At 40.4% G+C, this 14499-nt stretch carries 7 protein-coding genes; 2 read left to right on the forward strand and 5 right to left on the reverse strand.

Annotated features, from left to right (window positions below):
- The 3 genes from hepC to Bovatus_RS23860 all read right to left on the reverse strand — a co-directional run bounded on the left by hepC (position 1) and on the right by Bovatus_RS23860 (position 8487).
- Positions 1-2190: a heparin-sulfate lyase HepC gene (hepC, locus tag Bovatus_RS23850; RefSeq protein WP_004302192.1), complete on the reverse strand. Its 2190-nt coding sequence runs from the start codon at positions 2188-2190 to the stop codon at positions 1-3.
- Between the two features lie 653 nt (positions 2191-2843).
- Positions 2844-6905 carry a hybrid sensor histidine kinase/response regulator transcription factor gene (locus tag Bovatus_RS23855; RefSeq protein WP_004302193.1) on the reverse strand — a complete coding sequence of 1354 codons (4062 nt, stop codon included), beginning with the start codon at positions 6903-6905 and terminating at the stop codon, positions 2844-2846.
- Between the two features lie 211 nt (positions 6906-7116).
- Positions 7117-8487, reverse strand: coding sequence for a TrpB-like pyridoxal phosphate-dependent enzyme (locus tag Bovatus_RS23860; protein WP_004302195.1), 1371 nt, complete (start codon positions 8485-8487; stop codon positions 7117-7119).
- Positions 8488-8619: 132 nt separating this feature from the next.
- Here Bovatus_RS23860 and Bovatus_RS23865 point away from each other — a divergent pair, with 132 nt between their 5' ends.
- Together Bovatus_RS23865 and Bovatus_RS23870 are read left to right on the forward strand one after the other, a co-directional pair.
- Positions 8620-10449, forward strand: coding sequence for a TrkH family potassium uptake protein (locus Bovatus_RS23865; RefSeq protein ID WP_004319848.1), 1830 nt, complete (start codon positions 8620-8622; stop codon positions 10447-10449).
- A 4-nt stretch (positions 10450-10453) separates the two neighbouring features.
- Entirely contained in the window at positions 10454-11140 is a 687-nt protein-coding gene (locus Bovatus_RS23870) for a potassium channel family protein (protein WP_004302197.1), read from the forward strand.
- 1 nt (position 11141) lies between these two features.
- Here Bovatus_RS23870 and Bovatus_RS23875 read toward each other — a convergent pair whose 3' ends face one another.
- Both Bovatus_RS23875 and Bovatus_RS23880 read right to left on the reverse strand, forming a co-directional pair.
- A complete protein-coding gene (locus Bovatus_RS23875; RefSeq protein WP_004302198.1) occupies positions 11142-12068 on the reverse strand; it encodes a CapA family protein in 927 nt (308 codons plus the stop codon).
- Positions 12062-14497, reverse strand: a complete 2436-nt coding sequence (locus Bovatus_RS23880; RefSeq protein ID WP_052588028.1) for a DUF3160 domain-containing protein — start codon at positions 14495-14497, stop codon at positions 12062-12064. The genes Bovatus_RS23875 and Bovatus_RS23880 overlap by 7 nt, the downstream gene beginning before the upstream one ends.
- Between the last annotated feature and the right edge of the window lie 2 nt (positions 14498-14499).

The raw sequence follows: 14499 nt of genomic DNA on the forward strand, positions 1-14499 counted from the left end.
TTAATTAAGTGTGTATGATAAATTATATTCTTTATTATCAATAATTACTTTTACTGATGTTCCATTTGCATGGAATGTTCCAGCGGCTTCATCATCTGCTATATCTGTAAATGTGGCTGTCATGTTGATGTTTGCTGCTTCCGCGCCATCATTAATTGGATAAATTATGCTAATGAATCTTGCAGCACCATTTACTATTTTAGGTTTACGTATGGTAACTTGATAACCTTTACGTTCGGTTTTTTGTCCTATATCATTAGAAGTATTAGTCGTTTTTACGGATGCGCTATAATCGTTGGCTGTTTCAACAAAGGTTCTAAGCATGATATTGTTATTGTCGCTAAAAGCCGTATGTGCACCGTAAATATGGCTGTCTTTTTGTCCTTCGTCTATTACGACATCGCTCGATGCGTTTTCAATAGGACATAAATGAAAATTCACATTGATGTTACTGTTATGGTCTGCTGTGGTATCATATCCTTCATCTACTATCACAAAGAACTTTTGATTAACAAAAAATACAGAACGGCGATGGGTCAAATTCAGATGTTTTTCACCTGAAACAGTATATGTCGGATTTTCAGTAACTAAGACATCGTAGGATGTTGCTTCATCCGTCTTTGTTGTTAATTGAAGCAATTTCCCTTTCATACTATCATCAGGTATTGTTTTACTCATTATGGTTAACGTGTTATGTCTGGCTGTTCCGCGATAGGTCTCTCTATCGCTCCCACTGTATGCGTATGACCCTGCGTCAGGGAAGAAATTACGTCCTTTTTTATATAAACTAAATGTACCGTTATCTGGTTGACAGTGATATTTATTATTAGGATTATTGTTGTTTTTTAGGATCATCATCATAGATTGGTCATCCCATTTATTACGCAGAATATAATATCCTCCATTTGTATAAGCTTTTTGTAAATAAGTAGGTGTGGATCCACTTTGCCTTTCTGAAGCCATCCATTGTATTTCTTGATCATCCGGGAACATTTCTGCATACTTTTTGAAATTTTTAATGAGTACACTTTTTCCTAAACGACTGGAACGGGTATCATTAAAGTTTTCTACACTGTAATTAGGATAAGTGATATCCATGACAAAATGAGCAGGTAATTTTAACTTCTCAAGGTATCCTGCCGGAAATCCGCCAGCTTTATTATTTAATTGAGCTACTCTGTAAGTTTCATAAAAATCAGAGATGGCACCAACGTGGTAGCTAATGTCAAATTCGTAATGTACTCCATCTGCAAGGAACTGTTTATCTATTTGTTCTCCTAGTTTCTGAGAACCTTCTGATAGCCATTCATTGGCATTCTTGAACTCAGGCATAAGTATGCCTGCCATTGCTACAGCTTGTGCTTGGGTAACCAGAATGTTACCTTCTTTATAATAATTCAAACGAATACATTCTACTTCTTTGGCAAATGCTGTCAAGAAGACAGAGAGCCATTCTGGCGTGAAATTTTTAGATTGAATGAAATAAGTCATGATATCTATCTGTGAGATAACTCTTTCAGCTACCTGTAAACCTTTCCATTGATAATCAACATCATTCTCTTTTCCTCCTTCTTCGGGGAATGTTGTTCCTTCTTCATAAGGAAAAGTCTTAAGCCAATCCGAGTAAACATTGATCCATGATTCTGCATATTTTTCATCACGACTTGTGCGATAGGCTTTTGCTTGTGGAAGCATCCATTGATGGCGATGAATCTGATATTTAAATTCTTGGTCAGTGACTTTACTGGGAATGAACGACCAGTCTATTTTATTATCTTTGGTAAAAGAATAATAGATCTCTTTTCCATCCTCAACTCGCTCTGCAAATCCTCTAACATAAAATCTGTTTTCTAATGCTTGGTCAGCTATATTTAGTTCAGATGCCGTAATTGGTGTGTTCATCAGTTGAATATTAGGGTTGATGACACTTGTCCGATTTCTGTAATATTCTAATAATTCATTTACTGCATAGTAGTATTTCCCTGAATTATAAAATTCTTTAGCTTTTTCCAGTCCTGGATAATCAAGATTGATAACTGCAAATAGTTTTTCATCGATCACATCATTAGGTTGATTAGGAGGAAGCATATCTATGTCTATATTGCCTCCGGTCAATATTTCCTCCTCGTTGTCTGAGCATCCGGCAAATGCTAGCAGACCGAACATACAAATAAAGAAGATGTTCTTCATACTTTATTAGGTTTTAATTATTAAAAGTTATATTTTACTGTTTGCAAATGTAATCTGTTTATTTAGAAATGATGATTTGTCCTGTTCACACTTTGTTCAAAAAATGATTTTTTGATATTAATATTGTTGAATCATATATTAATAATGTTTAGAAAAACGGTTTTTAGGCTGATATTAAGCTTTTTATACATCATAATGTAACTTTCATCCTATTCTTTTATGAAATGAACTAATTCATTTTGATACGGGAGGGAAACGGTACGGAGACGAACTAAACGCTAGTTGTCAATAAGAGATAAGCTGTCTTAATACTGTGTTTAGTTTCCTATCTTCTATAAATAATAATTAGCTCTACATTCTAGTTTGCGTTCCACTTAAGTAGAACTATCGCTCTACTTAAGTGGAACGCAAATTTATTAGGGAACGAAGAAAATAATAGCTCCAAGAAGAATTATTAAAAAGACTATTGTGCTAGATTAATCCTTGTAACTATGAATTTAGCTCAAAACCCTACTGAAAAAAAGAAAAGTACTGTTTTATACATTGGGGTTGTTTGTTATGTATAAACTCTCTTCCAATCCAAAAATATTATGATTTTTACGGATTGGATTCCGTAAAAATCATAATATTTTTGGATTTACCTCTCTAGTTGTTTATCCCTTTGCCTTCTTAATATACTCTGTAGGCAAACATCCGAAATACTTTTTGAAACTCGTAGCAAAGTAAGACGGCGTATTAAATCCTACCATTGTGCTGACTTCTGCTATTGTATAACGGCCATCCTTCAGTAGTTTTGCCGCTTCATTGAAACGAATCTTGCGTATAAAGTCGATAGTCGATTCACCTGTGATAGCTTTCAATTTGAGGTGCAGATTAGAACGGCTCATATTCATTTCTCTGGCGAACTCGTCGGTAGAGAATTCAATATTATCCATATTCTTTTCTACGATGGCAACGGCACGTTTCAACAAAGCTTCATCCATGGCGTTGAACGTAATCTTTTCCGGTTCCACTTCCAGAGATTTGGAATACCGTTCAAGCATACGCCTGCGGGTACGCATCATATTCTGTATCTTCGTAGTCAGGATAGCCAGCGAGAATGGTTTCGGGATATAATCATCTGCGCCCATTTGCAGGCCTTCCATCTGATCTTTGGTTTCGCTTTTGGCAGACAGGATAATCACAGGAATGTGACAGGTACGGATATTCTGCTTCACATTCTTGCATAGCTTGATACCATCCATCACAGGCATCATGACATCAGTCACAATAATGTCCACTTCATTCTCTTTCAGCTTTTCCAGGGCTTCTTCACCATTTCCGGCTTCCAGTGTATTAAAAAGTTCGGCAAGTCCGCTACTTAGATAATGGCGGATTTCATTATTGTCTTCTACGATAAGAATCGTACCACGTTTCTTGTCACCAGTTTCGATCGTTTCGTTTTCTACTTTTTCCGTATCAATGAAATACATCTCTTTCGAGTTGGTAGAATAAACTTGGTCCTCCTCATTTTTAGCGTCATTAGAAGCTAATTCGGAAGATTTATAGATATTTATATCCTGTGGCAGATAAACAGAGAAAGTACTGCCTTTGCCTTCTTCACTGTCTAACTCAATACGTCCGTGATGCAGTTCCACCAAACGTTGTACCAGTGACAGCCCGATACCACTTCCTACGTGCTCACTCTCTATCTGATAGAAACGTTCGAATATTTTCCCCTGCTTGTTGATAGGAATACCAATACCGGTGTCACTAACTTGCAGTACCAGCCAATTGTTTTCCTCTTTCAACGTAACAGTAATGCTTTGCCCGCTTTCTGTATATTTGAAAGCATTTGAAAGCAGGTTATTAACGATCAGTTCCAGATAATTCGGATCGAAAAGTTCCTCTTTTTCTTCCAGTTCGGAGTGGAGAGTATAAGTAATCTTCTTGTGGCGTGCCAGTTTATCGTAGAACAAGAAATTATCCTGTATCAGTTGATGCGCATTCTCTTTCTTCACTTTCAGCTCGAAAACTCCCAATTCGGCACGGCGATAATCCATCAACTGGTTGACAAGATGCAACAGACGATTGGCGTTGCGTTGGATATATTCCAGTTGGTTACGAGTCCAACGATCACTAATCTTATTGATTATTTCTTGTAAAGGAGCTAAGATGAGAGTTAATGGCGTGCGAAGCTCGTGCGAAATATTGATGAAGAAACGCATCTTCATCTGGTTGATTTCTTCTTGATGCTCCTTGTCCCTGCGTTCAAGTTCCAGTTCCGCTTCCATACTCTTACGCATCCAGAAGAAGCGGAAGACGAAAGTGATAAACCCGATAAAAGTGGCGAGGAAAATCATGATTGCCCACCAGGTCTTGTACCAGATAGGGAGAACTATGATTTCCAACATTGTAGGTACAGTATTCCATTTTCCGTCACTATTGGCAGCTTTTACCAAAAAGTGATAAGTGCCTTGTGGCAGGTTGGAGTAGGAGACAGTACGTTTATCTGTCAGATAATACCACTCTTTGTCATATCCTTCCAGTTTATAAGCGAAAGTATTATGTTGTCCGGAAATATAATTGGATACTACAAATTCAATCGTGAAAGCAGTTTGCCATGATTTCAGGGTAATACTTTCTGTCTCATTGATATTCTTAGTCAGGATACCGGTTTCATCATCCGGGCGAACTGTCTTGTTAAACAGTTGAAGTTTGGTGATAACTACCGGAGGCGTATAAGGGTTATCCAGCAACAGTTCCGGGCGGAAAGTAGTGATCCCGTTGATACCCCCGAAATACATTTGACCGCTTGAAGTACGGCAGAACGAAGAAGTATTAAACTGATTACTCTGTAATCCGTCGGATTCCGTAAAATTACGGAACCTCTCTGTTTCCGGATTGAAACAGGAAATACCACGGTTGGTACTTACCCAAAGACGTCCGAAAGTATCTTCCAGAATACCATATACCACATTGTTAGGTAAACCGTTAGCCGTAGTATATCGTTTGATTTTCTTTTCTTTCTCATTAAAACAGTAGAAGCCTTCACGCGTACCTACCCAAATGATACCGTTGGCAGCCTCGTAAATGCAATTGGTAAACGTCTTTGTTACAGATGATTCCGGCAGAATAGGCACCTTTTCTATCTCGATTCCTTCCTGCTGAAAGACAGATATACCTTCCTCACCCCCGACCCAAAGCCGTTTATGGGAATCTCTGAACAGGATTGTGATTCGTTGTGAAGTAAATGGAGTACCGTCCTTTTCCTTATCAATGGTGGTAAAACTCTTTTTTTCCGGGTTAAAACTAACCAGAGCACTTAATGTCCCCAATAAGAGATTCCCCCCTTTGTCAGGAAGAATTGCATATACATTCTCATTCACCAACTGGCTGTTCAGCTGATTGAAACTTTCCATTTTTCCACTGTTTCGATGGAGGACAGTCAGTCCGCCGGCATGTGTCCCTATATATACAAGTGATTTTTGTTCATCTACATATACGGCTTTGATATTGTTGGAACCAATACCGATTTCCCGTTCGTCTTCCTGTAAGATATAGTGCGTAAACTGTTGTGTCTTTGTATTATACAGATTCAAACCACCATCATTCGTTCCTATCCATAAATTCTTATCCTTATCTTCCGTAATGCAGCTGACTACGTTATCGCTTAGAGAATTCTTATAGGGAATACGCTGGATATTCTTGAATCTGTTGCGGATAGGATGGTAATAGTTCAATCCCCCGAAATAGGTTCCAAGCCACATACCTCCTTGCGAATCCATAAAGATACTGCGAACCGAACGTTGTGACAAACTGCCGTTTTCTACCGGACTGCTACTGTAGGAAACGAAAGAATCGCTTCCTTCATGATAAATGTTTAGATCATTGAACGTTCCTATCCATAAGCGGTTTTGCGAATCCAGTGCCAGAGAGCGGATATAATTGGAACTGATACTTTTAGGATTGGAAGAAGAATGATGATAAGCCTTGACCTCTTTCGTTTTCGGGTTGAGCAGAAGCAGACCGGCTCCTTCGGTAGCTACCCATATACGGGTAGGAGATTGCTGCAAAATGGCCTGAATCTGTTTCGTTTCCGTTATCGGAGTAATCTTTTCCAGTTTCTTTTGAGGAATGGAATAGCTGTAAAGCCCGTCAACCGGGGTACCGATATAGATAATATCCCCCTGTCTGTAAAGAGCTGAAGCTATAAGCTTGTGCATAGCGGTACTAAAAGAATCGTCTACAAACTTGGATTCTTTAATATCGAACATGGTCAGTCCTTCCTGTGTGCTTATAAGCAACTGTTCCGGTGAGATTTCTGCAATACCATTGATTTGTTGCCGTTTGCCCTTTTTCTCGTAGAAGAAATTTCTGAATTTGTCTTTTTCCTCGTCATAATATGACAAACCATCCCGCGTACCGATCCAGACACGTCCCTGACTGTCAGTTTTTACGATTCGTGAAATGTCATTAGCAATACTGTTCGGATCCTCTTCATTATGTTGATAAACTGTAAATGAATACCCGTCATACTTGTTTACTCCATCATAGGTAGCGAACCACATATTACCTCTTTGGTCCTGATCGATAGAAAATACGGTGCTTTGTGACAATCCTTCGTTAATAGAAATATAAGAGAAGTTAATTTGCTCCGGAACTTCAGAAAAAACGCAATTAACCCCTATACATAGAAAGAGTAGACAGATTGTTGTTTTTTTAAGGCTGTTCATTATTAGTTCATAAGATTAATAATGGCATCAAAGATAGCAAAATCTTTTATATGGAGGTATTCAATAGAGAGAAAGTAAATATAGGGAATGAAAAAATACCACCAATTATACAGATTAGCACGGATTTTTATATCGACAATCTTCGAATTACAATTAAATCTGTGTTAATCTGTGTAATCGGTGGTGAAACTTGAAACTGGTAGGTAATTTATTATTTAGCTAAATCTCCTATCTCATCTAAATTCTTCTGAATATCTTCGTCATTCAATGTATAATTCACCAGATCACCGGCCAAATACTTATCATAAGAAGTCATATCAATCAGACCATGTCCCGAAAGATTGAAAAGAATCACTTTTTCTTCTCCTGTCTCCTTACATTTGTTAGCTTCGCGGATAGCCGCTGCAATAGCGTGGCTGGATTCGGGAGCCGGAATAATACCTTCAGACTGCGCAAACAGACAACCGGCTTCGAAAGACTCCAATTGCTGTATATCTACCGCTTCCATCAGATTATCTTTGAGCAACTGTGAAACGATTACACCTGCGCCGTGATAACGAAGTCCACCGGCATGGATATGAGCAGGAGCAAAATTGTGCCCCAAAGTAAACATCGGCAGCAACGGAGTATACCCGGCTTCATCACCGAAGTCATACTGGAACTTACCACGTGTCAGTTTCGGACAAGAAGCTGGTTCGGCAGCAACGAAACGAGTCTTTTTTCCTTCCTGTATGGTGTGGCGCATGAATGGGAAAGAGATACCTCCGAAGTTGGAACCACCTCCGAAACAACCGATCACGATATCCGGATACTCGCCTGCCATTTCCATCTGTTTTTCAGCTTCCAGTCCGATAATAGTCTGGTGGAGAGTCACGTGGCTAAGTACGGAACCGAGCGTATATTTACAGTTAGGAGTCATTTGTGCCAGTTCGATAGCTTCCGAAATAGCAGTTCCCAATGAACCTTGATAAGTGGGGTGTTTAGTCAGAATATCCTTACCGGCACGGGTAGACATAGATGGAGAAGGAGTGACCTGTGCTCCGAAAGTCTGCATGATGCTGCGGCGGTATGGTTTTTGTTCATAACTGATTTTTACCTGATAAACGGCAGCTTCCAGACCGAAAACCTTGGCTGCGTAAGAAAGAGCGGCTCCCCATTGTCCGGCACCGGTTTCAGTGGTGATGTTGGTCACCCCTTCTTCTTTGCAATAATAAGCTTGTGCCAGTGCGGAATTCAACTTGTGTGAACCGATAGGGCTTACGCTCTCGTTCTTAAAATAGATATGAGCCGGAGTGCCGAGTGCTTTTTCCAAACCATAAGCACGAACCAGCGGAGTGCTGCGATAGTACTTGTACATTTCACGCACTTCTTCCGGTATTTCGATCCATGCATCCGTCTGATTCAGCTCCTGATGACACAGCTCTTTTGCGAAAATCGGATATAAATCTTCTGCTTTCAGCGGTTGTTTGGTTCCCGGGTGCAACGGAGGCATAGGCTTGTTCACCATATCAGCCTGAATGTTGTACCAGTAATGTGGAATTTCTTCTTCCGGTAGAATATACCGTTTTCTTTTTTCACTCATAATATTGTAGTTTTTTAGTTTTCTGTTGCCAAAAGTACTCAAATTTTTAATATTCGGAAAATTTTGTCAACAAAGAATCGCATTTGATTGTTATTTTAGTTAAGTTTGCACGACCCCGTTAAAAAAGATGATATGAAGATTTATCATAAGTTTTTATTGTATCAGAATAAACTGCTAAAACCCTATGTACGTATCTTGTTAGGGCTGGTAGAAGCACTCACCTATCTGGCGTCATTATTATTGATTGTCGGAGTAGTATATGAACATGGCTTTCCCTTGTCTATTGATGAAGTGGCGAATTTACAGACATTGTATAAAACTGTCTGGATCATCTTTCTGATTGATGTAACTTTACATATCTCGCTGGAATACCGGAATACCAAAAAGCAATACCGGCGATTAGCCTGGATCTTGAGTGGGTTGTTATATCTCACTTTAGTACCTGTTATATTCCATCGTCCGGAAGAAGAAGGAGCTATTTTGCATATTTGGGAATTCTTACATGGGAAGTTTTATCATCTTTTGTTATTGTTAGTTCTTTCTTTCCTCAACTTGTCCAATGGTCTGGTGCGCCTGTTGGGACGGCGTACCAATCCGTCTCTGATATTGGCAGTCAGTTTTATGGCTATTATCCTGATTGGAGCAGGCCTACTGATGCTTCCGCGTTGCACGGTGAATGGTATTACCTGGGTAGACTCTTTATTTACGGCTACCAGTGCTGTATGTGTTACAGGCTTGGTACCGGTAGACGTGTCCACTACATTCACCACTTCGGGATTAGTTGTCATTATCCTGCTGATTCAGATTGGCGGATTGGGAGTGATGACATTAACCAGTTTCTTCGCCATGTTCTTTATGGGGAATACTTCCATTTATAACCAGCTTGTTGTGCGTGATATGGTTAGTTCCAATTCATTAGGTTCTTTGCTGTCTACTTTGTTATATATATTAGGCTTCACCTTAGTGATTGAAGGGATCGGCATGGTTTCGATTTGGTTTAGTATTCACGGAACGTTGGGAATGACCCTGGAAGGAGAGTTGGGTTTTGCTGCTTTCCATTCTATTTCAGCTTTTTGTAATGCGGGTTTTTCTACGCTTTCCGGCAATTTAGGAAATCCGATGGTGATGACTAACCACAATTGGCTGTTTATTACTGTTTCTCTATTGATTATATTTGGTGGTATCGGTTTCCCCATCCTTGTCAATTTCAAGGATATTGTATTGTATCACCTCCGTCGTTTCTGGAAATTGATTCGTACCCGCAAACTGGATCGGCATAAAATGCAGCACCTCTATAACCTGAATACGAAAATCGTGTTAATCATGACTTTTTTGCTTTTATTAATCGGTACATTAGCTATTGCTGCTTTTGAGTGGAATGCTTCCTTTGCCGGTATGCCTGTGGCAGACAAATGGACTCAAGCTTTCTTTAATGCCACTTGTCCGCGAACAGCCGGTTTCAGCAGTGTCGACCTGGCATCATTGAGTGTGCAGACATTATTGGTTTATCTCTTCCTGATGTGGGTGGGCGGTGGATCACAGTCCACGGCAGGTGGTGTGAAAGTGAATGCTTTTGCGGTCGTAGTTCTGAATCTTGTAGCCGTATTGCGTGGCACTGAACGAGTGGAAGTGTTCGGCAGAGAATTGTCTTACGATTCAATCCGGCGTTCCAATGCAACAGTAGTCATGTCATTGGGAGTCTTATTCATTTTTATTTTTACATTGAGCATACTCGAACCGGGTGTTTCCATTATGGCATTGACTTTCGAATGTGTCTCTGCGCTTAGTACCGTGGGTTCCAGTCTGAATCTGACCCCTCATTTGTGCGACGCGAGCAAACTATTGGTGTCTTTGTTGATGTTTATTGGTCGTGTGGGGTTAATAACATTGATGCTAGGAATCGTCAAACAGAAAAAGAATACAAAATACCGTTATCCGAGTGATAACATCATAATAAACTAAAGCTATGAAGTATATTATTATTGGTTTAGGAAATTACGGCCATGTGTTGGCGGAAGAACTGTCCGCCTTGGGACACGAAATTATAGGTGCGGATATAAGCGAAAGTCGTGTAGACTCCATCAAAGATAAGGTTGCTACAGCTTTTGTCATTGATGCCACTGACGAACAATCATTATCAGTGTTGCCATTGAATAGTGTGGATATAGTTATTGTAGCGATTGGAGAGAATTTTGGTGCGTCGATACGAGTCGTTGCCCTGTTGAAGCAGAAAAAGGTTCCCCGTATTTTTGCCCGTGCTATTGATGCCGTACATAAAGCGGTGCTTGAAGCTTTTGATCTGGAACGAATCCTGACTCCGGAAGAAGATGCTGCCCGCAGCCTGGTACAACTGCTCGATTTCGGTACTAACATGGAAGGATTCCGCATCGATCAGGATTATTATGTTGTGAAGTTCACGGTTCCGGAGAAATTTGTAGGATATTTTGTAAATGAGTTAAACTTGGATGAAGAGTTTCATTTAAAAATGATAGGCTTGAAACGGGCGAATAAGATCACCAACTGCCTGGGTATTTCTCTGACCGAGCTTCATGTGAAGAATGAATTACCGGAGAATGAGAAAGTGGAAGAAGGAGATGAACTGGTTTGTTACGGCAGATACCGAGATTTCCAAACTTTCTGGAAAGCTATTTAATTTATTGGATTTCCGGTTTGCATTGATGGATCGTTACGGGATGTGCTTTAACTTTGCATGCCGTAGATGTAAAATTGAGTTGCACAATCTGGCTTTGTGATGTTTCCGGTTTTCGTTGGTCGAATACAAAGTTGCCCAGACTATAAAAGATGGGCTTACCATTGAAATATTCCTCTTTCTGAATGACGTGCGGATGATGTCCGATGATAGCATCCGCACCTGCACGAACGAGTCGGTGTGCTCCCTTTCTTTGGTTCATAGTAGGAGAGGATTGGTACTCGATTCCCCAATGGAGAATAACGACCACATAACTTTCGGGATTCTCTTGCTTGAAGTTCTTAATTTCCTCTTCTATTTCTTCCGTGGTTTGCTGGCAAATACCGGGATCATTTTCTAAATATACCCAATTCTCCAAAGGAAGTGTAACTGAATTGAAGAGTGCTACTTTAATTTTTCCTTTCTTTATCACTACGGGTTGGCAACTCTCGGAAGAAGTATTACCATATCCTATCGGAGTGATTCCTGCCGATAAGAGATGCTGATAAGTATCTGTCAATCCGCTTCGTCCCTGATCCATAGTATGATTATTCGCTAAAGCCGCATGACTGATGCCGGCTTTAACCAATTCTTCCATCCATCTCGGTTCCGCGTGAAAAATATATTTCTTGTGTAGCGGCGAACGAACGGAAGTGACGGGACATTCCAGATTGATTACCGTAGCGTCCATTTGATGAAAGAGAGGAGCTACTGACGCAAATAAATCTTCGACACCTCCCCGTTGAATCTGTTGGCGTACCCCTCTGTCCAGAAGAACATCTCCGGTGAAAGCGATAGAGAGACATTCTTCTGACGGGTGCTGGCAGGCAGTAAGCAGTAACAGACCTATACTACCTATAATCCGGTTAATTCGGGAAAAGGATATTAGCATCCTGAACTATAAAAAACTCTGTCATCTACTTTCGGTTCTTTCTCCAGCAGGATCTTTTTCATCCATTCCGGGACGGCAGGTGCTTTCTTTTCTTCCAGCATTTTCTGCCACTCTTCGTCCGTGAGCCGGGTATCCAGTGGCTGGACAAACTCGTAGTAACTAAATGTGGCACCACGGGTAAGATAGAGATTACCCTCTATTTCTACTACCACATAGATATTGTTGGCATTTCCTGTTGCCACATGCAGTACTCCATTCTTATCACATCCACTCACGTTGCGGGTATAAATATCAGCCACTACAGCTATCGACTTGTCCGGACCTTGCACTAATGACCAGTTATCCAGATGTAAATCCGGATCGAGCACAGACAGAGTGAAATATTCTATACTACTTCCCATATACTCAAGAGTGCGATATTCCTGTTCGGTCAGTTTTTCTCCCCGCAGTTCCTTTTCAGTTACTTGAATCAGAAAGCTGACATAGTCTTGCAACTGCTCTGTTTTTCCTTTCAAGTCATCCGTCAGGCAATTGCTTTGTTGCAGAACCAGTTGGGTGGCTTGCAGAATTCCTGACATTTTCTTCCAGAAAGGAAGATTCGGTTCTACATATCCCACTACGATCGGATCAGGAGGGCCGGCACCTCCACATTCTGCAGCCATGGGCTGTTCTCCGTAAAGGATCGCGTCATGCTTCAATTCAGCCCAAGATGCCAAAGCTGTATTCAGGTTCTTGTATCCCCATTCGGGTGTTTGCATAAATCCCGGCTGGCTCTTATCCGTTTTCTGCATGGTGAACAGACTTTTCATCCATAATTCGTAGACAGATACTTGCGCAGGCTGGGAAGCTTTGAATTTATCTTTCAGTTTTTGTAATTCTCCGGTATACTGGTTCCAGTTGCCCGGTTCTTTGTAAAAATCAGTCAGTAAAGTCTCGGCGGAGTTTACTCCGAAAGCGGCAAAGACATCCAATCCTTTCGGATAAGCACGTTTGCTGTTTGGGGTGACGTCTACCAATTCCTGAAGAACTTCATTATCTGCCAGATATCTTTGTGGCATAAAGTTGATTTTGTCCCGGCAGGAGATTTCTATTTTAGGTTTGATCCTGTTCTTGCTTTTTGCCAGTTCAATGAGCGCTTGATTCACCTTTTCTATTTGAACCGGAGTCAATGCATCTTCAGTATATTCTGCTTTATTTTTCTTCAGAATCTGTGCAATATCGAGAAGAGAAAGATTATCAGTCTCACCCATCAGGAAGGTAAGTGGTGTATAGACGCGTTGGTATAGTTCCATTAGTGGTGTCTCGGCCATATCCTTATAAGTGGATAGTACGGTAGCTTGAAAGATTGCTTGTTTGAGCTGTTCTTGTTGTTCTCTGCAAAAGCAGGCAGTTTGAAGCCACATCATAGCCTGAAAGTATGCCTGTAATTGGGGTTCACGGGTATAATGTCCGCGTGGTTTGAAAAGACTGTATGGGAAGTATGCCTCTTTGTATGAAAGAAATTCCGAGAAATCATCTTCTTGTGCATTAATATGTTCTATTTCCTGTTGATATGCTTTTTGATACTTAGCAGGGAGATTGGGCGTTTCCTTTGTCAGCAAATAATAAGGGATAGCATAGAAAGTAGCGGCATATTCTGCCATATCTTTCAGAGATTCGTCTTCTGTCTGGCGGGAGATGCTTATGCAAGTTGCGTTGAGTGATAGACATAGTCTTTCCAAAGTAGGAATGATGTGTTGTTTCTCCAGACTTTTCAGTACATAAGAGAAATACATGTGAAATGCCTGTAAATATAAGTCAGTGGTGATGAAATTGGGCACTTGGCGATAATCATTCTCTTCGTAAGCATGAAACAACTGTAAGTTACTTCCCTCTGTAATGGCAAAGTTGTTCTGTTGCAACTTGGCTAGTAATGCCTCGTCTATATCTTTGAATTGGAACAGGTTGACTATATTATTTGCATTTCCTAAATAATAAGAGTCTCGTTGAGTAAACTGTTGCTGACGCATTTCTGCCATGCGAGCATCGATGCGTTCTACGAAAGCCTTCTCTTCAGCCGTCAGTTTGACTTCGTCATAGTTTTCCGGGAATTTATTCTCTCCGTTTGCCTCCGATTCATCCCATAACTTCCATACAAGATCGTTATACCATTTCGTATTGGCCGAGAAGAAAGCGTTGATGTCCGCTTCCATAAAATGATAACCGTGTATAGCGTATGGATAACTACGTAATAAACGTAACTCCTGAAAAGAGTAACGACCGATATCCTGCTTCAAATCAATAGATTGAGGTAGAACAGTATCGGTCAATAATGAAGTGGCAGTCGTAACAGTATCTTGTGCCAATGCCGTTGAGGTGTTTTTATTCTTGTTCTTGCATCCGCAAAGAATAAGAACTAGTGTACAGGACAGTAATAATAGTCGTCTCATGT

The sequence above is a fragment of the Bacteroides ovatus genome, assembly GCF_001314995.1.
Taxonomy (GTDB): domain Bacteria; phylum Bacteroidota; class Bacteroidia; order Bacteroidales; family Bacteroidaceae; genus Bacteroides; species Bacteroides ovatus.

Coding starts and splice junctions, on each gene's coding strand:
- hepC (WP_004302192.1), bottom strand. CDS start 2,190: ATGAAGAACATCTTCTTTATTTGTATGTTCGGTCTGCTAGCATTTGCC.
- Bovatus_RS23855 (WP_004302193.1), bottom strand. CDS start 6,905: ATGAACAGCCTTAAAAAAACAACAATCTGTCTACTCTTTCTATGTATA.
- Bovatus_RS23860 (WP_004302195.1), bottom strand. CDS start 8,487: ATGAGTGAAAAAAGAAAACGGTATATTCTACCGGAAGAAGAAATTCCA.
- Bovatus_RS23865 (WP_004319848.1), top strand. CDS start 8,620: ATGAAGATTTATCATAAGTTTTTATTGTATCAGAATAAACTGCTAAAA.
- Bovatus_RS23870 (WP_004302197.1), top strand. CDS start 10,454: ATGAAGTATATTATTATTGGTTTAGGAAATTACGGCCATGTGTTGGCG.
- Bovatus_RS23875 (WP_004302198.1), bottom strand. CDS start 12,068: ATGCTAATATCCTTTTCCCGAATTAACCGGATTATAGGTAGTATAGGT.
- Bovatus_RS23880 (WP_052588028.1), bottom strand. CDS start 14,497: ATGAGACGACTATTATTACTGTCCTGTACACTAGTTCTTATTCTTTGC.